This window comes from Roseibium album, from assembly GCF_965233825.1.
Lineage (GTDB): Bacteria > Pseudomonadota > Alphaproteobacteria > Rhizobiales > Stappiaceae > Roseibium > Roseibium album.
The window spans coordinates 4,530,393-4,546,461 of the sequence record NZ_OZ247583.1; the positions used below are offsets into that span (position 1 = coordinate 4,530,393).

A 16,069-nucleotide genomic window follows, 5' to 3' on the forward strand; every position below is an offset into this window, starting at 1 on the left:
AGAACCTATTGCGCGCCGCCAGGCGTGCTGAGCTTGTCCATGACCTGGTCCAGCGAGAAACTCGCCGCTTTCTGACGTGGTGGGAATTCCTGGAATGTCGCCAGGAACTGTCCGACATATTGTTGTGCCGGAACAAGCAGGTACGCCCGGTCGATCAGCCAGTCATAATAGGTGTTCGAAGTCTGGTAGGAACGTTCATAAGGGTCTCTGCGCAGGTTGAATATCAGCGGCACACGCAGCGCGGTGAACGGCTCTATCCATGCCCGGAAGGTCTTGTATTCCTTCTGCTCCATGAAGATCATTTTCCAGTCGTTGTACCGAAGCGCTGTCAGATCTCCGTCATCGGAAAAATAGAAGATTTCCCGACGGGGCCCTTCTTCAGCTTCTCCCAGCAAGACAGGCAACATGTTGTAGCCGTCAAGATGCACCTTGTACTCACGCCCGATTGCCTGGACGCCACCTTGCTTCAACTGTTCCTTGATGTCCGGGACACCAGCTGCTGCCAGGTATGTCGGCAACCAGTCCATGTGGTGCATGATTTCGTTGGAGATCGAGCCCGCTTCGATCTTGCCGGGCCAGCGCACCATGGACGGAACGCGCCAGCCACCTTCCCAGTTGGTGTTTTTCTCACCAAAGAAAGGCGTAGAAGCAGCATCCGGCCAGGTGTTGTAGTGCGGACCGTTGTCCGTCGAATAGTGGACGATGGTGTTGTCGGTGATGCCGAGTTCATCCAGCAGATCGAGCAGTTGCCCGACTTGCATGTCATGTTCGATCATGCCTGCGGTGTATTCATCGACGTTACGACCTGCGATCTTGTTCGCTTCTTCCCGCATTTCCGGTTTGACATGCGTGCGAAAATGCATGCGTGTTCCGTTCCACCAGACGTAAAACGGTTTGCCCTGTTCATGCGCGCGCTTGATGAAATCGACAGCGCCGGCAATCGACTCCTCGTCGACGGTTTCCATCCGTTTCTTGGTAAGGGGGCCGGTGTCTTCGATAGTGCCGTCGGCCGAAGACTTGATCACCCCGCGAGGTCCGAAGGTTTCGCGGAAGGTGCGGCCGTCCGGCATGAGAGCATCCCCGGGATAATCCTCGTTTTCCGGCTCTTCTTCCGCATTCAGGTGATAGAGGTTGCCGAAGAATTCGTCGAACCCGTGGTTGGTGGGCAGGTGCTCGTCTTTGTCGCCAAGATGGTTCTTGCCGAACTGGCCTGTAACATAGCCTTGTGCTTTCAACAGACCGGCTATCGTCGGATCTTCTTCCTGCATGCCGAGATCGGCACCCGGCAATCCGACTTTCGACAGACCCGTACGAAACACGCTCTGCCCCATGATATAGGATGAACGTCCGGCCGTGCATGATTGCTCACCATAGTAGTCGGTGAACATCATGCCTTCCTTGGCAACGCGGTCTATGTTTGGCGTCTGGTATCCCATGAGGCCAAATGTGTAGGCGGAGATGTTGGATTGCCCGACATCGTCACCCCAGATGACAAGAATGTTGGGTTTGTCTCCCGATTGCGCCATCGCGGGCGCAAACTCGGCCAGCGCAAGCGCTCCGGCCGCACAAACAGCCAGTTTTACGGCCAGCAGATTATACCTGAATTTCATGACTCATTCCTTCCCCTGCACACTGTTTGCGTTTCAAAAAAGTGAAACACACCAATGCCTTGGTTATCGGTAGAACAATCAGATGCTGAAAATTCCGCAGCGTCAATATTGAAGCTGGAATTTAATTTTCACCCATTGGCTTTTTCGACAATGGCATACGATTTCGGACCTCAAAGTGACCCGAATGACGACAGGGAGTACACGCATGCGACGAATGGCTAGTGACTAAATTGACAGGGTTGCAATATCCCGCCGCGGGCTTGTCCGGCGCTCTGGCGTTCGGGACTAGCGGAATCTCCAGTGCAGAAATCATGAACGGAATTTGTCGGCGGGATGCTGACGAGCTGATCCTCTCCAAGATCGAACATCCGCCGCGGAACGAAAGAGCCGCGCTCCCGGGCGCGGCTTTCTTCGTAACCATTGCAGACATTGGCATTGATCAGCACCAAGGTCGGCTCAGCAGACGTTGCCGCTGCCCGGGGCATTGTCCGATCTACCGATCGCTTCAGCTATCAGGCTTCCAATCTGGTTGGGTCTCGAATGAGGCAACGTCTTCTGAAAGCCGATCCCAGTGTTGCCTGTCGCGTTCGAATATTACGACCTCAACTTCCAGGCCATTCGCATTATCCATCGAACCAAGCGTCATGGTTATGTGATCCGGAGTATGTGAGTTGGTGCCGAAAATTGGACTGCCACAGGTCGCGCAAGACGCCTTTGTTACTTCTGATCCTTTTGCTGAAATATACGTGAATTTATGCAAGTTCCCCTTCAACGATACTGACTTGGTATGGAACATGGCTCCGACGGCGTGACCAGTTCCACTCAAACGGCGACACTCATCACAGTGACACTGCGCGACAACAATCGGAGCACTATCTGCTTCGTATGATACCGCGCCACAAAGGCATTTGCCCGAGAAATTCATATCAGTCACCAGCCAGACAAGTTTAGGGACATCAGACAGTCGAAAGGAACAAAGCTAAAAAAGTGACGACATTTGTGCCGCACAGACCTTCTGATTTCGTCGTTGTGTCGCGTTTCTTCGCCGCTCAAAAAAACTCGGCAATCGCAGAAGTCATGGAAAAGTGAGTGGCTGGGGAACCTGGATTCGAACCAGGACTAACGGAGTCAGAGTGCATTTGCCTATCTCCTTAAATATCTGAAAATATGGTTTTTTATTTATTATCCGCAAGCCCATGTGCCGGTTTTTGTGCGGCGTTATCGGGACTTTGCAACTTCTTGTGCCAAGACTTCACCTTCAAGGAAGGCATAGCTTTTCTCTGTGACAGTCACACTGGAATGTCCGAGAAGGTTGCACACTTCGATCATGGACAATTTGTCCCGTTGTAGCCATCGACACCCGGCAGTTCGCCGTAAATCGTGCCATCGAATGTCATCGAGGCTTATGTCTTTGTATCGTTTCTTGTCTTCAGTTGCACGGCGAGCTGCGGCTTTCATGCCTTTTACCTGTCGCAAAATCCTTGATCCATCCTCATGGGCGAACACGAAAATTGTCGAAATTTCCTGTGCCGATTGTTGTGCCTGGATTTGTGCGAGCGCAACAGCAGAACGAGCAGGGAGCGGAACAGTTCTCGAGCGCCCACTTTTGGTGTTTGTCGTGGTACGGATGACACTGCGCTTGAAGTCAACCTGGCCCCAAGTGAGTGTGAATTGCTCCTGGTCCCGCAAGCCGGTGTCGATGGCTACCATGAGAGCCGTCCGTACTGCTGGTGTGGCATGTGCCAACAGGCTCTCTTCTTCTTCAATTGTCAAATAACGCGTACGGCCCGGAGCTTCCTTGAGCCCTCGTGTCGAACGCCGCTTTAAATAGCCAGGAACAGGATTGAAGCCCTCATCGAGCCATTCCTTTTCCTCGCAGAAAGCAAGCATTGATGACAGGCACGCCAAATCGCGGCGGACTGTCGGCGGGCTGACGCCCTGAGAACGGCGGCTAGTTTCAAACCGGTTCAGCATGTCTCGCTGAATCTGGTCAATGAAACAGCCTTCAAAAACATCTGCCAGAGCCTTCAGGCTTACCCCATACCTTGTTTGCGACGACGGCTTGAGGTTGATAAAATACTCCGTAATGAACGCCCTTACGGCTTCGGAGAAGGTAACGCGTGTACGGTCGCCCCATGCGAGGGCTTCGAGCTTGGCTTTCCACGCGTCATAGCGCTTTTCAGCCACCCGTCTATCTCCTGTTTTAAGGGACTCCCGGAATTCTCGACCGTTACGTTGGGCGCGCGCCCAATAGGTTTTTCCTCGTTTATAGATCCCTGCCATGCTGGTACTTCCCGGCGTTTTGACGCCCACCAACGTTTGAAGACAGCAGCATCAAACAGCCACCGTCCACCGGTGCCGCTTGGCTGATATACTCCAGGAATATTGCCGAGCGCTGCTTGTCGCGTCCAGTGACGCGACGTTAATCCATACTGCTTTGCAACCTCTGTGGCTGTCAAATGCATCGACTAGGCCTTTGTCAGATCTTCGATAAAGGCTTTCAATTCGCCCTCAAAGCGAAACCATTCGTCTCTGTGGCGAAATTTGGAGAACCGTATGTGAAGCGCCCGTTCTTCATTTCGCTTGCCAGCCGTGATGTGAAGAAGTTCTAAGTCGTGTGGGTTGCCGTTTTTAATCTCGCCAAGACGTTTACGGATATCTGACGTGATTCCAATTTTCACGAACTCACCACATTTTATGAAATAAAGCTGATTTGGTAGGCGCTTCTTATGCCGTCCAAAACGGTCGGTGTATTCGACGTACTCAGGCTCGCTTACTTGAAGCGGGTCCGGTTTGTTGAATTGCACCTCAGGAAGACCGGATAAAATGAGGTCCTGCATCTTCCGCAATTTCTCCATGGTCTCTTCATCGTTCTTGATTTCAATTCGCCGGGCTGACATGTGCTATTCCCCTTGTTCCTTCAGGGCGCGGAAATGGTCGGCGAGTTCTTTCATAGTTAGATATTCTTCGCCCGCTTCAAAGTTGATGATGTTTTCGTCAACGGCCCGCGCTGCTACCTCTAGACCCTGCATTCTCGCCCATGTCAGACCGTTCATAACGTGGTCATCAATGAACGAGGCTCTCGGAACGCCAAGCTCATCCAGGAGGTCGCGGATCGCTGTGATTGCCTCATCAGACAAAGAGGGCAAATTCTTTTCATCCATCGGAGAATAAGTTCCAGCACCGTCAGTCATGGTTATTGGGCCTCCTAAATGCTGTACTCAGGTTCAGACGGTTCATTGGCCTCGTCTCCCTCTGCCCACCGCTTCTGGAGCTCAAGGATCCGGATCAAATTACCGATTTCACGTGACCCGAAATCACCTTGAACAGTCAGCGCATAAGACGAGTTCCGCGACAGAAGGCCTGTCATGATCGGCACATCTTCCCGATGCGGAATAAGCGGATATTGCACTGCTGACATTCGCCATCTCTCCTTAAGTGACTGTCCTGGCACTTATGTACGGACTTCTTTCCTTTAAGTGACAGGAGTGGAAGGTTGGGGTTCCTATTCGGGGTCGTAGTAATCGAGGGGGTTGAAGCCGCTGATAGTGCCGTCACCCATGATCGATATGAATTTTTCGATGAAGTCTGGATCTTCGGACTTCACAATGACCTCGTTCTCTTCCAAGGTCCCGTGAATTTCGGAGTGCTTTCCAAGGACCTCTCCGAAGTAAATTTCTTTCCCGATAAGGGCGTTAATCTCAGAATCTTCGGCAATGAAAATCCCGTCCAGATCGCCCATCCGTCCGCAGTTCCAGTGAAATTGATATAGCTTCTTCATCCGCCTGATCTCCTCTGCATGCTGTGCGGCAGATTGTTGATAATCAGCTCTGCCCGTTCGACTGATGGATAAACGGCATAGAGCCTTGTGCAGATCGCTAGTGGATCGTTGAGACCGTAGGATTGCCAGAACACCAGTTCGTTGCCGACGTCATGCTGTTCAGTGTGTAGTGTGTGAAACAGGGGCAATACCCAAATGTCGTCAGATTTTTCACCCTTGCCAGCCTGGGGCTTGGCGTAAGCGATATCTCCATACCTGATGTGGGCAGATTGCACTCCATCACCGACGCGACCGGAGATAACGCAAGGTAGTTCATGGATCCAACTGAGATACGCCTTGTCCTTGCGCACAGGGTTCTTTGTCTTGCGACCGATGCCGGTGTTAAAGGCGGATTCCTGATGTGGGTTTAGGAAGCGTGACATCTATGCGGCCTCCTGATCGTCTTGAAACCTGACACCGTGATTGGTTCCGAAGGCAGACATGATTTCCATCAGGTCGCCCATCTCAGCAATCGTCAGGTTGCTCGATGAATTTCCAAGCGGAACAAAGCCGCTACCGTCCAGGCTCGGCACCATGCGCAGTTCTTGTTTCATCTCCCTGCGCAGGGCATCCAGAAACACCAGTTTCCAGTCGTCCGGTGTCAAACGCTTTCCATGCCAATCAAGTTGGGTGGAGATATCCGTAAGCATGGCCCAAAATCTGTCATTCTGAGGCAGTGTGCGCTTTGCCTTCTTGAACTCAACACGGGTTCCAGCCGGTGCGACAGTTGCCCAATCTGCGGCTTTCTTCCGGTCTGCCGGATTGTTCAATATGACGACTGCACGGGTCATTGCTTCCATTCCAGTCCGAGTTCACGAGCGCGCTGCTTGAATGCGTCTCTGGCTTCGTTCCAGTTAAAGTTTGGCTTCATCTGCATGCACAGGCAGAAATACCGCCAGCACAGAACTAACTCGTCCCTCGTATGCGCGCTTCGCAGCATGTGGAGGGTGAAGGTCATCAGGAAAGCTCAGCCTTCCGAAGTTCGAATTCGTCTTCAATGTTCTCTGTTGAGACGCCGACTTGCTGAAGGGTTGCGCGCAGATGCTCAACACCTGCGACTGTCTGACAGGCTTCCAGCATGTCGGCGATAACGCTCGGGTCGTCCTTGGCTTCAGATGCGCGCGACTGATAGTCGAGTTCTTCTCGTCGTGTGCTGATTTCCTCAAGCGCGCTCGAAACGAATGATGAAGGCCAATAGCCGCGATTGGAGTTCGCGCGGTTTTTCATCTCGTCAAGCACTTCATGCGATTTTGCGTGTCGAATGGCTGAAATGATCGCGTCCCAATTCAGCTCTTTTTTTGCCTGCTGAGCTGACAGCTGTTTGCGGTCGCCGTCGCCGGACTTCGCCGCGTCCTGTCCGTCCAGATCCTCTGCCGGTGCAACGCCAACCATCGTGCAAAGCGCATACCGGCGAGCATAGGTGAGGGCGCCGCCCATCTTCTGGTGATCGCCATTCAGGGAGCAAACCGGATAGTCGCAGTCAATTGACGTTTCCGACGCGCCATGTGTCAGGCACGTTTTCAGGATCATTGCACCCTCTTCAATACGAGGGGACTGCGAAACGGTGATTCCGTGCCGTGTCAGAACCGGCAGAACAGTTTCCAGCACGTCTGCAATGTCAGCGTACTTATATTTGTACTTGCCGGTGTCTGCCGTCTTTTCCTTCGGCGGATTTTCAATCTCCGCCTGGGCGGCACAAAGCGCCGTGTGAATATTCCCTGCCTGTGCAGGGGATTTGGGCAGATCAATAACTTTCTGTTCTGCTGTCATCGGTTCTTTCCTCAGTTTGCCTTGTCGAAACCGCCATCAGCGGCTTGAAGAAGGGCCGGGGTTACCGGCTGAGTTGGCCACATCTCCTTGTTGGTGCCCCCGGCTTAGTCTTGGAGGAGGAGAACGACTGCCGGGGGCTGTTGCAGGGGCTGGGAGAGGCCCCTACGAACTTGTTGCGATCCAAAGCCCAAGGCTGATGATGAAACCGAGAGCCAAGAAGCTAACCGCCGCACTCGCCAGAACCGCAAAGAGCTTGATATCCGACATGCGAACGGTAGGGCGGCATCCGTAGAAGATGGGCTTGGTGTTCATGCTTCACCTCTTGCCTTTGCGAGGACTTCGCGAGCAGCGGCCATTTCGACAAGCTCCGCGTTCGTGCCGCCGGTTCCGTCAATCCGCGCCTGCAAAGCCTCGGAGACGTCTTTCAGCGCCTCATACAGTTTCGGTGCTGCTGCTATGAGATTGGCGTTGGCTATCGCTTGTTCATCGGTGACAGGCCACTTGAGATAATCGGCGCTGTCAGCGTCAATTATGCTGTCGTCAGCGGGTCCAGACACTTGAGCAATTTCGCCGCCGTTCGAAGCAATGATGCTCAGCCATTCAACGTGAGCATCATTGCCGATGTCACCAAGATTGGCCGAAAAACAGATACCGTCTTCCATCCAAAGAGATCCGCCTTGGTTGTCATATTCCCAAGGCCCAGCCGTAAAAGCTTCCTTACTCATCACGCACCTGCTTTCTGAGCTTTTCGCTCTGTCATCCGCTTGCGAGCTTCCTCACGATCCTTGATGGCTTTCTCGCGTTTCTCGGCGCATGACTCGTAGTGTTCACGAGCGCGAAGCAAAGCCGCACCCTGTGTTGATCCTGAGAAGTGAATTGGCCAGTAGCCTTTGACATCGGGCGTTTGGATATATGCAATCCAGCGCTTATCGATTGAGGCGACCGTGCTGGAATAGGTGATGTACTCCACCATTACGCACCTACCTTGTGAACTGTCTGTTCTGAGACTGGTTGGTCTACAAGCTGTGTTAGGTCACGAGGCCTGTCTGGAACGACTTCATATTCATGAAATCCGGTAAGCTTGACGCCATATGGCCGGTAGTAATCGGCTGAACGAAGGTCAGCCACGCCGCAGTTTACGGCTGCTGCGTGAACTCGATGCTCTAGCTTGTTGACGTGGAACGCCTGCCAGTTGAGGTCAGTGTTTGCCTTTTGAAAGCTCTTGCCGTGCGGCGCATTGCGGGCGCGCTCAGACAGCTTTGCCATTTTGCGGCGTTCGGTCCGAAGCAATTTTACTGCTTCAAAGAGCGCTTCGACATCTTCAAGACATACAGCCATCAGAAGGACTCCTTGTTCATCAGGTGTGTTGGGGATCGCTGGTTCCAGTCGTCACGAACTTCGGCGTAGAAAATCGGACACGTGTTTGAACTGTCAGATGCCCAATGGCCGCGTGTGCGTGCCCCGCATCCTTTGCACTCAACCCACGCCCAATAACATTCGTCTTCGTCGTAAGACGTGCGGATAAAGGCAGCGTCGCCGCAGAAAGGACAGGGCTTGAAGGGCGACTCGGTCATGCCGCCTCCTCAGTGTCTTTGGAGGCAAGCTCTGCGCGGATCACGTCAATCCACCCGCTTAGCTCTTCGAAATCTTCGAGAACCTTGTTCGCCAAATAGTCGCTTCTGTGCGCATCACTGCTTCTGGTCCAATAGGCGGCAGCAGCATGCTCGATAATGTCAGCGGCCTTGCACTTGGCTCTACAAAGAGCGCTTTCGAGGGGAGGTAGGTCACTCATTCTGCAGCCTCCTGAAATCTGGCGGGCAGGGCGTATTCGTCCTCAAGCAGTGAGACCAAAACCCAGTAGGTCATTTTCTCTTGCATGTTCTTCGGCTCGTGCAGGCTGGCAACAGCTTCCCGAAACGTTGCGTGTTTCATGGAGATGTCAGCAACACGTCCGCGCAAATATGCAGTTATGAATGTGCCGTCGTGCATTGCTGTCGTCCTCCGTTGTTATATATACTTTACCATCACGGTATAATATGTCAACAGGGAATGTTATATATTTTTATATATGTTATATTTTCGCACGGGCTTTCAGCACATAGGGCGTCTAATGAGACGAATCTTGCGAAAAATTGGAAAAAGGCTTATCTATCTGGGAGAACAAATAGGGGGCGTCCGAACAGATTCGGGCGGGGGTCGCGTAAAATCTTACGAAAGTGAGGTGAGTAATATGGCCTCGTCAATCGACGTCGCGGCTGCTTTTGCAAGGTTGAGCAATGAGCAGCTCTCAAATCTTGAGCTACAGAAATACGTGTATCTCGCGCACATGATGTACGCGGGTACATATGATGGTGAAAATCTGGTTGCTGACGAACCGTTCCAGGCATGGGATTATGGGCCGGTATCCCCGTCGCTATATCGTCAGCTACGGGGCTTCGGTGCAGCGAATGTACCCATGATTATGCTTCGAAGCGCAACACCGCTCGACCCTGAGGCGATGGGAGTTGTCGAACGTGTTTGGAATACACTTCACAATGCAACGCCGGGCCAGCTTGTTGCAATCACTCATGATCAGCGGGGGGCTTGGCACTCCGTGTATCAGCCGGGTGTAAAAGGGATTCAAATCCCCCAAAGCGAGATATTGAATGAGTATAGAAGACGGGCCGCCTGACGTAGGAGCTACTGACGACTCCTTGCTAGCCGTACCCGAGAGCGGGAAGCTGGAAAGCAGGGAGATCGCCAGACTCTCAAGAGAAATAGAGCAGCTGAAGAATAAAATTGGCGAGGTGATTTTCCTCGCCAGTTTCATTTTAATAATCGTAATTGATATTTTCGTGTTTCCAACAATATCCACCTGGACTGGGTCGGTTGTGCTGGGGTTCTTGCAGCTTTGCCTTCTGTTCATATTGGCACGCATGTGCAGAGTGAATGATATTCTCACGTTCACTGAACTAATTATGGACGGGATTGAGCGGTACAAGGGTAACAAGCCGAAAGGCGACAAAGAAGTGAAATAGCCTCCATTAAACCACGGCACAATCCTGTTATGCCCGTGTGTTAACCTTTCTCTTTCAATCGCTGGTGTGCTAAATTTCACCGCAGGATGGCATGCAAAGCTTCGAAGGGGTGGAAGTGAGCGTTTTTCAACCAAACGATTTAGTTGTTGTTGATGCAATTTCAACGCTTCAAAGAGAACTGAACTCTTTGGGTCTGGTCGCACAAACAGCAAATGAGGTTACGGACTTTGAAATTGCGACATCTGAAGTCGAGAAGCCCAATATGGTGGGCGAACATTTTCGAAGATCTTTAAACACACTTCCACCTGACCAAGTGTTATGGGCCGGGGCTTATGACGAGGACGGCAAATGCGCTTGTACAGTTGCCTCTCAATTTCTTCCATTCAAAGGGCGAAGCCTTGACCGGCATCTAATCGATTATTTCGAAAGATGCTTTGAAGCGGAGCAGGGCGGAAGGGTCGAGTTGCAGCGCGGCTCATTTGCCTTCCTTGGCCTGGCTGAGGGGCCTTTTGTTTACGTAGGCGAAGGGCATTGCAGAAATGACATGCGTGGCAAGAACATACTTGGGTTGCTTCAGCGCCTTCTGATTCTGTCCGCATACTGGCGATGGCGTCCAAATCTGATCTATGGGTTCATGGAACCCAGAATGATCGCCAAAAACTACCACACGAATTGGGGCTACAGCTTTCAAAAGCCGAGCGGAATTATTTGGAAGAAAAGACCCGCGATTCCGGTCTGGCGTGACCCATGCTTTGTGGGTCTTGCATCTGAAGGGATTTGTCGTCTGGCAGAAGACCCCTTAATGGGCGGTTCGTCCCTACGTCATGCGAGTAACAAAACAGAAACGAACATCCATAAATTGTCTGAAAAGGCACGATTAGCCTCTGATACTTAAGTTCAACTGGTGGGCCATCACCATAATTCAAACGTGTCGCTACGTACTCAAAAACAGGCTTTTTGGTATAGATCGACTTCTTGTATCCTCGCCCGATCAGATCAATGTAACCATCATCCAAGACGGTTACGGCGCTTTTGGGTTGGTCAGCCCAATCCGCTCCCAATATGCGAGTGGCTAGAGCGTTTTCCCCGACAATCAGCATGTCAGGTGCCAGCTTACCAGTTGGTTGCCCGTCAAACAGCAAGAGCGATGGTGAGAGGTCTACAAGCTCGCTTGCTAGATATCCCTCACTCTGCTTCCAAATTGACAACAGGCGTTGCGTGAGCGGATCCGCAGCTCCACGCTCAATGTCATTCGCATCTAGCTCAAATACCCTGTTCTCTGTCATTGCTCAAAATCTGAGTTGCAAAGCGCCAGCGTAAGCGGCGGCTCCAGGATCTCCAAGAAATCATAGTATCTACTGTCGCAGGGATTAGGAACTAGATTCTCATAATTCCTGTGGCCGTACGTGCGTAGACAAGCCAGTTCAGCAACGACCGGCATGTCATACTTATCGATGAACCCAAGTAGGCGCTTGTAATAGTTTTCAGGGGTAAGGGTTGGCGAATTGACGCAAAAGTTGTATAAGAGGTTGTACGTATCTGGCCCCACCGTCTTAGCTCCTAAGTGCACAAAATTTTATCTAAATATTTATGGACTCGTTAGGATATGGCAGGCGCGTGATATTTGCGTGATATTCAGTCGCCTTTGAGCTTCGCCATCTTGAGAATGTAAATGCTATGCACCATGGCTGCGAATTCTGGCAGATCATTTCTCTCCAGTTCGCTCTCTTTGGCATGTGCACGTATTTCCTGGGCCTCTTCGTATGCTTCTTGGAAGATTTCCATATTGCTTATTCTTCCTTCAGAATGACCCCGTGCCAAGTCACTGACTTCGATCGGCTCTGAAGCATCAGGCTCGCCTGTAAACAATAGATCTGCCGCTGTCGCGCCTAAATGGGGCGCCAATTTTTCAGCCCAGTCTTTGGGCAGGTCTCGATTATTGGTTTCCCATCTTGTTATTTGCGGTTGATGGGTTCCAACAAGCTCAGCCAGTTGCGTCTGGGTGAGACCTTTTTCGATTCTGAGTTTCTTTAGTAGCGACATACCGCATTGGTAACTAATTTTGCTGGTATAATCCAAATTATAATTGTTATATTTTTCTTGCATATGCTTGCCTTATTGGTATATAAAATAACACATGAGGCTACAAGATTTTCTATCTTCGAACAAAATCGGACACTCAGTTTTCGCTGAGGTGATCGGCGTTTCTCAAGCTTCGATCAGCCGCTACAGCAACGGAAAACGGATGCCGTTGCCTCAGATCGTCAATAAGATTGAGATGGCAACAGGCGGCCTTGTTACGTGGGCGGATCATTTCGCAGCGTTCCAACAAGATCAGTCTCCATCCTCTTCAAAACCATCCCAGACGACCGACACGGGCGGCGGCACTGAAATGCCCGCGCCGGTCTGTCCGGGTGTGTCGGGGGATGCCCCGAACCACTCCTAAGTACCTGTCCGCGAATTACAGCGGTTGTCAGAAGTTTTTACAGGGGGACGAAATGAGCGTTGCACTTGCTCAAGACATAGCCCGGTCAATGGTTGAGCGGGAAAGCAGAGGCAGCGGTGATTTGCCGAACGCAATGAAGAGACTGGAAGAACGGCACAAGCTGCCGTCCGGTTTGCTCCATTCGCTTCGCTATCGCCCTCCGAAAGATCTGATGCTGAGCGTATGGCAGTCACTTGTCGACGCCTATCAGACCGAATGTCTCAGACAAGCGCGGCTACTCGAACACGAACTCAAAGTGACGCGAGAGCTAACGAATGACCTTGATCCGAATTTTGTCCAAGCGGTTGAGCGCCTTTTGCAAGAGGTGCGCGGCGAGGCTCGGCAGTAAGCCAGAGAGGAATAGGTGATGAGCGGACCACAGCATATACAGACCGGCTTCGGCCTTACTCACGTTGATATCGGCTGCGGCGGCGAGATCTCCAAGACCTTCAGAGGTATGGCGCACTTTGCTGGCGGCACACCCGGCGAATATTGCGGCGGATGCTTTTATTACAAGAAATCCAAATGCGCTAAGGCCGCAGAATTCTCGGGCAAGTCTGGCACCAAAATCGACAAAGGTATGAAGATCCCCGAGCACGCCTCTGCCTGCAAATACTGGGAAAAGAGGTGAGTTATGGCCGTTTCCCTTACGGACATCGCGCGCGATTTGATCATCGACTTTGAAACGCGCGGCGACGATCTCATCAGAACAGAAATCGAATATGACGCCACCTACGGAAATGAAGTGTGGGTCACATTCGAAAACAAAGCCGAGCGCCGAATTGAAGAGGCTCTTAAACGAGCTGCGGAAGCTGCCCTAAAGGGGGAGTTGATCGATGTCTGAAGCCCCCATTCACAGCTACGCGAAGAAGCGCCTTCAGATCCTAGAAGCTCAAGGCAAGTGCGTCTTCTATCACGTACCTAACGGGCTTCCTCGCTCAAACAAGTACGCCGCCATGCTCAAGAACATGGGTGCGCGCAATGGTGTGGCTGATTTCTGCATCGTCATCAAAGGCGGTCGAGCTGCATTCATGGAGCTAAAGGCTCCGAAAGGAACTCAATCCAACGACCAGCTACGGTTTCAAGCCGAATGCGAAAAGTTGGGCGCATTGTATGGAGTCGCGTCAACACCTGAAGAGGTTGAAGAACTCATTCGGGACATCGAGCGCATTTCCTCTGAAGCCGGTCAGGTCACACCAGCAGAGGACACGGCATGAACAACGTCACCATTGAAAAACGCATCCCTATCCCCGCAGTGTCTGCCCCGCATGTTGGTCGTCATCCTGGTAGCGGATGCACATGGCCTTTTGACAAAATGGAGCCGGGCGACTCCTTCCAGACGGATTTGAAGAAGCGCAGAGGTTTGGAGTTAGCTTGCCGGGCGTATGAATCCAACACCGGCGTAAAGTTTGTTGTGGCGAAGTACGGCGACGGCATCCGTTGCTGGCGAATGATTTGAGGGGTTTTCACCATGAGATCTCTTCTATTCGCAGCTACTCTGTTGGCGTCTCCTGCATTGGCTCAGGCGGCATGCGGCCCGGCTCTCGAGGTCTTTGAGGGCATAGCTAAAAAGTATGGCGAGTTGCCTGTTTTCGAGGGGCTGTCAAAGCACGGGCACAGGATAGTCATCCTGCTCAATCGAGAAACGGGGACATACACCGCGCTAAGGGTCACTGCCGAGAACCAAGCTTGTCATCTTGACGCTGGTGAAGCCGGTTACGCCCGTCCAATTCCTCTAAAGGGGGAAATGATATGATCCGGGCATTCCTTCTTTCAACGCTCCTGACGTCTCCTGCACTGGCAGAAGAGTGCGCGCGCTCTCAAGTTGATGCCGAAATAAGCCTTGTCGCTGATGTATCGACCTCGATGGATGTCCGCGAGAGAGGAGTGCAGCGGACTGGATATGCCGCAGCGTTCAGAGATCCTAGCGTTCTTCATGCCATTATGGATGGCTATTGCGGCGCTATAGCAGTCAATCTGATTGAATTCGGAACAGAGCCGCACGTCGTTGTTGATTGGCACATCATTGCCACCGACGAAGACGCGGAAACGTTTGCTCGGGCCATTGAGGCGGCAAAGCCAACGAATGATCGAATAGGAACAACCGGCCTTGCCAAGGCAATAGAATTTGCTGCCAAGAGCATTCTGGAAAATAACTTGTCCGGCGAAAGACTTGTGGTCGACGCAAGTTCTGACGGCCCCGACAACGTGACCAGCAATGTTTCAGACGTTCGAGACAAATACACCCAGCCTACCGCCGAAAACAACTGGACAGAAATAGTTATTAACGGCCTTCCAATTCTTGGAGGACTGACGCCGCACGGGATGAATGCGGAAGAGTTTCAAGAATACTTCTTCAGAAACGTAATTGGCGGGCCTGGATGTTTTTTAGAGGCGGCGCGGGATGCCGACGACATTGCACGCGCCTTCCGGAAAAAACTCATAGCTGAGATTGGATAGAATGATGGCCGAGGCATGGAAAGACATCCCGGGCTGGGAAGGCGTTTATCAAATTTCTAGCTTTGGGCGCGTCCGTTCGCTGAATCGAAAAGTCCCCGCAAAAGACGGCACGTCACGATACTACAAAGGCAAAGTTCTCAGTTGTGGTGCGGGCAAGAACGGTTATCCGGTAGTGGTGCTTTACCGCTCAGATAAGAGGGAAACACATACGGTTCATCGGCTTGTAGCTCAGCACTTCATCGGCCCTTGTCCGCTTGGGTGGCAGGTGGCCCACAATGACGGGAACAGGGGAAACGCTCGTCTCGATAACTTGAGATATGACACGGTCGCCGGAAATGCCTCTGATAAGGTAATGCACGGAACACAAACATGCGGTGAGCATGTCCCTGGTTCAAAGCTCTCAGAGCAAGATGTGAGAGAAATTCGCGAAAATTCAGAAGGCCTCTCCCAGAGAGAGCTTTCGCATCGTTACGATATTAGCCAAACAGTTGTTTCAAATATTTGGAGCGGAAGGTCCTGGAAGCACATTGAGGTGGATAAGCCTTATGTTGCGCCATTACCCGTAGGGAGCAATTCCAGCAACGCGAAGCTTACGGAACAAGAAGTTCAAAATATTCTAGCTATTGGACGTGCTGAGACGGCAAAGTCCATTGCTGGCGTGCACGGCGTTCACCCGTCAGTCATCTCTAACATCCTCAATCGGAAAACATGGAAGCATGTTCAGCCTCTAGCGCAGGAGAACTGCTGATGGTTGAATGGCTCCTAATCGCAGTACTCTACACACCACGAGCTGCGTCACATGTACATGACTTAGAAGTTACGCGATATCCCACGCAGGAGATTTGCGAGGTTGCAGTAGCGCGCCTTGGTCATGGTGCGATTTGTGTTCCGGTCGCGCCGCTACCGA

Annotated in this window: 29 protein-coding genes; 11 read left to right on the top strand and 18 right to left on the bottom strand. The window is 51.9% G+C overall.

Annotated features, from left to right (window positions below; genetic code table 11):
* Positions 1-5: 5 nt before the first annotated feature.
* From ACO6TI_RS20540 to ACO6TI_RS20620, 17 genes are all read right to left on the bottom strand, one after another.
* Entirely contained in the window at positions 6-1,610 is a 1,605-nt protein-coding gene (locus tag ACO6TI_RS20540; protein WP_196899557.1) for an arylsulfatase, read from the bottom strand.
* A 505-nt stretch (positions 1,611-2,115) separates the two neighbouring features.
* Entirely contained in the window at positions 2,116-2,535 is a 420-nt protein-coding gene (locus ACO6TI_RS20545) for a GFA family protein (protein ID WP_196899559.1), read from the bottom strand.
* Positions 2,536-2,828: 293 nt separating this feature from the next.
* A complete protein-coding gene (locus ACO6TI_RS20550) occupies positions 2,829-3,893 on the bottom strand; it encodes a tyrosine-type recombinase/integrase (RefSeq protein ID WP_422383229.1) in 1,065 nt (354 codons plus the stop codon).
* 185 nt (positions 3,894-4,078) lie between these two features.
* Positions 4,079-4,510 (bottom strand): GIY-YIG nuclease family protein, encoded by a 432-nt coding sequence (locus tag ACO6TI_RS20555; protein ID WP_422383230.1) that lies wholly within the window; start codon positions 4,508-4,510, stop codon positions 4,079-4,081.
* A gap of 3 nt (positions 4,511-4,513) precedes the next feature.
* Positions 4,514-4,804: a hypothetical protein gene (locus ACO6TI_RS20560; protein WP_422383231.1), complete on the bottom strand. Its 291-nt coding sequence runs from the start codon at positions 4,802-4,804 to the stop codon at positions 4,514-4,516.
* A gap of 14 nt (positions 4,805-4,818) precedes the next feature.
* Positions 4,819-5,031, bottom strand: a complete 213-nt coding sequence (locus ACO6TI_RS20565) for a hypothetical protein (protein WP_422383232.1) — start codon at positions 5,029-5,031, stop codon at positions 4,819-4,821.
* 84 nt (positions 5,032-5,115) lie between these two features.
* The gene (locus ACO6TI_RS20570) at positions 5,116-5,391 is read right to left on the bottom strand and encodes a hypothetical protein (protein ID WP_422383233.1); all 276 of its coding nucleotides are present in this window, start codon (positions 5,389-5,391) and stop codon (positions 5,116-5,118) included.
* Positions 5,388-5,813 (bottom strand): hypothetical protein, encoded by a 426-nt coding sequence (locus tag ACO6TI_RS20575; RefSeq protein WP_422383234.1) that lies wholly within the window; start codon positions 5,811-5,813, stop codon positions 5,388-5,390. Before ACO6TI_RS20575 ends, ACO6TI_RS20570 begins: the two co-directional genes overlap by 4 nt.
* Entirely contained in the window at positions 5,814-6,221 is a 408-nt protein-coding gene (locus ACO6TI_RS20580) for a recombination protein NinB (RefSeq protein WP_422383235.1), read from the bottom strand.
* Between the two features lie 166 nt (positions 6,222-6,387).
* Positions 6,388-7,200: an ERF family protein gene (locus ACO6TI_RS20585; protein WP_422383236.1), complete on the bottom strand. Its 813-nt coding sequence runs from the start codon at positions 7,198-7,200 to the stop codon at positions 6,388-6,390.
* Between the two features lie 162 nt (positions 7,201-7,362).
* Positions 7,363-7,512, bottom strand: coding sequence for a hypothetical protein (locus ACO6TI_RS20590; protein WP_422383237.1), 150 nt, complete (start codon positions 7,510-7,512; stop codon positions 7,363-7,365).
* Entirely contained in the window at positions 7,509-7,925 is a 417-nt protein-coding gene (locus ACO6TI_RS20595; RefSeq protein WP_422383238.1) for a hypothetical protein, read from the bottom strand. The genes ACO6TI_RS20590 and ACO6TI_RS20595 overlap by 4 nt, the downstream gene beginning before the upstream one ends.
* Positions 7,925-8,173 (bottom strand): hypothetical protein, encoded by a 249-nt coding sequence (locus ACO6TI_RS20600; RefSeq protein ID WP_422383239.1) that lies wholly within the window; start codon positions 8,171-8,173, stop codon positions 7,925-7,927. The genes ACO6TI_RS20595 and ACO6TI_RS20600 overlap by 1 nt, the downstream gene beginning before the upstream one ends.
* Complete coding sequence (locus ACO6TI_RS20605) at positions 8,173-8,538, bottom strand: hypothetical protein (protein WP_422383240.1); 366 nt, start codon at positions 8,536-8,538, stop codon at positions 8,173-8,175. The genes ACO6TI_RS20600 and ACO6TI_RS20605 overlap by 1 nt, the downstream gene beginning before the upstream one ends.
* A complete protein-coding gene (locus ACO6TI_RS20610) occupies positions 8,538-8,774 on the bottom strand; it encodes a hypothetical protein (RefSeq protein ID WP_422383241.1) in 237 nt (78 codons plus the stop codon). The genes ACO6TI_RS20605 and ACO6TI_RS20610 overlap by 1 nt, the downstream gene beginning before the upstream one ends.
* Positions 8,771-8,992 (bottom strand): hypothetical protein, encoded by a 222-nt coding sequence (locus tag ACO6TI_RS20615; protein ID WP_422383242.1) that lies wholly within the window; start codon positions 8,990-8,992, stop codon positions 8,771-8,773. The genes ACO6TI_RS20610 and ACO6TI_RS20615 overlap by 4 nt, the downstream gene beginning before the upstream one ends.
* Positions 8,989-9,189: a hypothetical protein gene (locus ACO6TI_RS20620; protein WP_422383243.1), complete on the bottom strand. Its 201-nt coding sequence runs from the start codon at positions 9,187-9,189 to the stop codon at positions 8,989-8,991. The genes ACO6TI_RS20615 and ACO6TI_RS20620 overlap by 4 nt, the downstream gene beginning before the upstream one ends.
* A 241-nt stretch (positions 9,190-9,430) precedes the next feature.
* Between ACO6TI_RS20620 and ACO6TI_RS20625 the strand changes: the two genes are divergently transcribed.
* The 3 genes from ACO6TI_RS20625 (at position 9,431) to ACO6TI_RS20635 (ending at position 11,112) form a co-directional block, all read left to right on the top strand.
* Positions 9,431-9,871 carry a Panacea domain-containing protein gene (locus ACO6TI_RS20625; RefSeq protein WP_422383244.1) on the top strand — a complete coding sequence of 147 codons (441 nt, stop codon included), beginning with the start codon at positions 9,431-9,433 and terminating at the stop codon, positions 9,869-9,871.
* Positions 9,846-10,217: a hypothetical protein gene (locus ACO6TI_RS20630; protein WP_422383245.1), complete on the top strand. Its 372-nt coding sequence runs from the start codon at positions 9,846-9,848 to the stop codon at positions 10,215-10,217. The genes ACO6TI_RS20625 and ACO6TI_RS20630 overlap by 26 nt, the downstream gene beginning before the upstream one ends.
* A 91-nt stretch (positions 10,218-10,308) precedes the next feature.
* A complete protein-coding gene (locus ACO6TI_RS20635) occupies positions 10,309-11,112 on the top strand; it encodes a hypothetical protein (protein WP_422383246.1) in 804 nt (267 codons plus the stop codon).
* A 740-nt stretch (positions 11,113-11,852) separates the two neighbouring features.
* On the opposite strand, the gene ACO6TI_RS20640 is transcribed toward ACO6TI_RS20635, so the two are convergent.
* The gene (locus ACO6TI_RS20640; RefSeq protein WP_422383247.1) at positions 11,853-12,323 is read right to left on the bottom strand and encodes a helix-turn-helix domain-containing protein; all 471 of its coding nucleotides are present in this window, start codon (positions 12,321-12,323) and stop codon (positions 11,853-11,855) included.
* 31 nt (positions 12,324-12,354) lie between these two features.
* Between ACO6TI_RS20640 and ACO6TI_RS20645 the strand changes: the two genes are divergently transcribed.
* The 8 genes from ACO6TI_RS20645 to ACO6TI_RS20680 all read left to right on the top strand — a co-directional run bounded on the left by ACO6TI_RS20645 (position 12,355) and on the right by ACO6TI_RS20680 (position 15,910).
* On the top strand, positions 12,355-12,663 hold the full coding sequence (locus ACO6TI_RS20645) for a helix-turn-helix domain-containing protein (protein ID WP_422383248.1): 309 nt from the start codon (positions 12,355-12,357) through the stop codon (positions 12,661-12,663).
* A gap of 52 nt (positions 12,664-12,715) precedes the next feature.
* Positions 12,716-13,051 (top strand): hypothetical protein, encoded by a 336-nt coding sequence (locus ACO6TI_RS20650; protein WP_422383249.1) that lies wholly within the window; start codon positions 12,716-12,718, stop codon positions 13,049-13,051.
* 18 nt (positions 13,052-13,069) lie between these two features.
* A complete protein-coding gene (locus tag ACO6TI_RS20655) occupies positions 13,070-13,333 on the top strand; it encodes a hypothetical protein (RefSeq protein WP_422383250.1) in 264 nt (87 codons plus the stop codon).
* Between the two features lie 3 nt (positions 13,334-13,336).
* On the top strand, positions 13,337-13,546 hold the full coding sequence (locus ACO6TI_RS20660; protein WP_422383251.1) for a hypothetical protein: 210 nt from the start codon (positions 13,337-13,339) through the stop codon (positions 13,544-13,546).
* Entirely contained in the window at positions 13,539-13,919 is a 381-nt protein-coding gene (locus ACO6TI_RS20665) for a VRR-NUC domain-containing protein (RefSeq protein ID WP_422383252.1), read from the top strand. The genes ACO6TI_RS20660 and ACO6TI_RS20665 overlap by 8 nt, the downstream gene beginning before the upstream one ends.
* Complete coding sequence (locus ACO6TI_RS20670) at positions 13,916-14,161, top strand: hypothetical protein (RefSeq protein WP_422383253.1); 246 nt, start codon at positions 13,916-13,918, stop codon at positions 14,159-14,161. Before ACO6TI_RS20665 ends, ACO6TI_RS20670 begins: the two co-directional genes overlap by 4 nt.
* Positions 14,162-14,454: 293 nt before the next feature.
* The gene (locus tag ACO6TI_RS20675; RefSeq protein WP_422383254.1) at positions 14,455-15,162 is read left to right on the top strand and encodes a DUF1194 domain-containing protein; all 708 of its coding nucleotides are present in this window, start codon (positions 14,455-14,457) and stop codon (positions 15,160-15,162) included.
* A 1-nt stretch (position 15,163) separates the two neighbouring features.
* Positions 15,164-15,910, top strand: coding sequence for an NUMOD4 domain-containing protein (locus tag ACO6TI_RS20680; RefSeq protein WP_422383255.1), 747 nt, complete (start codon positions 15,164-15,166; stop codon positions 15,908-15,910).
* The last annotated feature ends 159 nt before the right edge of the window (positions 15,911-16,069 follow it).

Excerpts from the sequence above, each read along its gene's own strand:
- ACO6TI_RS20540 (WP_196899557.1), bottom strand. The coding sequence starts at position 1,610 with ATGAAATTCAGGTATAATCTGCTGGCCGTAAAACTGGCTGTTTGTGCG.
- ACO6TI_RS20545 (WP_196899559.1), bottom strand. The coding sequence starts at position 2,535 with ATGAATTTCTCGGGCAAATGCCTTTGTGGCGCGGTATCATACGAAGCA.
- ACO6TI_RS20550 (WP_422383229.1), bottom strand. The coding sequence starts at position 3,893 with ATGGCAGGGATCTATAAACGAGGAAAAACCTATTGGGCGCGCGCCCAA.
- ACO6TI_RS20555 (WP_422383230.1), bottom strand. The coding sequence starts at position 4,510 with ATGTCAGCCCGGCGAATTGAAATCAAGAACGATGAAGAGACCATGGAG.
- ACO6TI_RS20560 (WP_422383231.1), bottom strand. The coding sequence starts at position 4,804 with ATGACTGACGGTGCTGGAACTTATTCTCCGATGGATGAAAAGAATTTG.
- ACO6TI_RS20565 (WP_422383232.1), bottom strand. The coding sequence starts at position 5,031 with ATGTCAGCAGTGCAATATCCGCTTATTCCGCATCGGGAAGATGTGCCG.
- ACO6TI_RS20570 (WP_422383233.1), bottom strand. The coding sequence starts at position 5,391 with ATGAAGAAGCTATATCAATTTCACTGGAACTGCGGACGGATGGGCGAT.
- ACO6TI_RS20575 (WP_422383234.1), bottom strand. The coding sequence starts at position 5,813 with ATGTCACGCTTCCTAAACCCACATCAGGAATCCGCCTTTAACACCGGC.
- ACO6TI_RS20580 (WP_422383235.1), bottom strand. The coding sequence starts at position 6,221 with ATGACCCGTGCAGTCGTCATATTGAACAATCCGGCAGACCGGAAGAAA.
- ACO6TI_RS20585 (WP_422383236.1), bottom strand. The coding sequence starts at position 7,200 with ATGACAGCAGAACAGAAAGTTATTGATCTGCCCAAATCCCCTGCACAG.
- ACO6TI_RS20590 (WP_422383237.1), bottom strand. The coding sequence starts at position 7,512 with ATGAACACCAAGCCCATCTTCTACGGATGCCGCCCTACCGTTCGCATG.
- ACO6TI_RS20595 (WP_422383238.1), bottom strand. The coding sequence starts at position 7,925 with ATGAGTAAGGAAGCTTTTACGGCTGGGCCTTGGGAATATGACAACCAA.
- ACO6TI_RS20600 (WP_422383239.1), bottom strand. The coding sequence starts at position 8,173 with ATGGTGGAGTACATCACCTATTCCAGCACGGTCGCCTCAATCGATAAG.
- ACO6TI_RS20605 (WP_422383240.1), bottom strand. The coding sequence starts at position 8,538 with ATGGCTGTATGTCTTGAAGATGTCGAAGCGCTCTTTGAAGCAGTAAAA.
- ACO6TI_RS20610 (WP_422383241.1), bottom strand. The coding sequence starts at position 8,774 with ATGACCGAGTCGCCCTTCAAGCCCTGTCCTTTCTGCGGCGACGCTGCC.
- ACO6TI_RS20615 (WP_422383242.1), bottom strand. The coding sequence starts at position 8,992 with ATGAGTGACCTACCTCCCCTCGAAAGCGCTCTTTGTAGAGCCAAGTGC.
- ACO6TI_RS20620 (WP_422383243.1), bottom strand. The coding sequence starts at position 9,189 with ATGCACGACGGCACATTCATAACTGCATATTTGCGCGGACGTGTTGCT.
- ACO6TI_RS20625 (WP_422383244.1), top strand. The coding sequence starts at position 9,431 with ATGGCCTCGTCAATCGACGTCGCGGCTGCTTTTGCAAGGTTGAGCAAT.
- ACO6TI_RS20630 (WP_422383245.1), top strand. The coding sequence starts at position 9,846 with ATGAGTATAGAAGACGGGCCGCCTGACGTAGGAGCTACTGACGACTCC.
- ACO6TI_RS20635 (WP_422383246.1), top strand. The coding sequence starts at position 10,309 with ATGCAAAGCTTCGAAGGGGTGGAAGTGAGCGTTTTTCAACCAAACGAT.
- ACO6TI_RS20640 (WP_422383247.1), bottom strand. The coding sequence starts at position 12,323 with ATGCAAGAAAAATATAACAATTATAATTTGGATTATACCAGCAAAATT.
- ACO6TI_RS20645 (WP_422383248.1), top strand. The coding sequence starts at position 12,355 with ATGAGGCTACAAGATTTTCTATCTTCGAACAAAATCGGACACTCAGTT.
- ACO6TI_RS20650 (WP_422383249.1), top strand. The coding sequence starts at position 12,716 with ATGAGCGTTGCACTTGCTCAAGACATAGCCCGGTCAATGGTTGAGCGG.
- ACO6TI_RS20655 (WP_422383250.1), top strand. The coding sequence starts at position 13,070 with ATGAGCGGACCACAGCATATACAGACCGGCTTCGGCCTTACTCACGTT.
- ACO6TI_RS20660 (WP_422383251.1), top strand. The coding sequence starts at position 13,337 with ATGGCCGTTTCCCTTACGGACATCGCGCGCGATTTGATCATCGACTTT.
- ACO6TI_RS20665 (WP_422383252.1), top strand. The coding sequence starts at position 13,539 with ATGTCTGAAGCCCCCATTCACAGCTACGCGAAGAAGCGCCTTCAGATC.
- ACO6TI_RS20670 (WP_422383253.1), top strand. The coding sequence starts at position 13,916 with ATGAACAACGTCACCATTGAAAAACGCATCCCTATCCCCGCAGTGTCT.
- ACO6TI_RS20675 (WP_422383254.1), top strand. The coding sequence starts at position 14,455 with ATGATCCGGGCATTCCTTCTTTCAACGCTCCTGACGTCTCCTGCACTG.
- ACO6TI_RS20680 (WP_422383255.1), top strand. The coding sequence starts at position 15,164 with ATGATGGCCGAGGCATGGAAAGACATCCCGGGCTGGGAAGGCGTTTAT.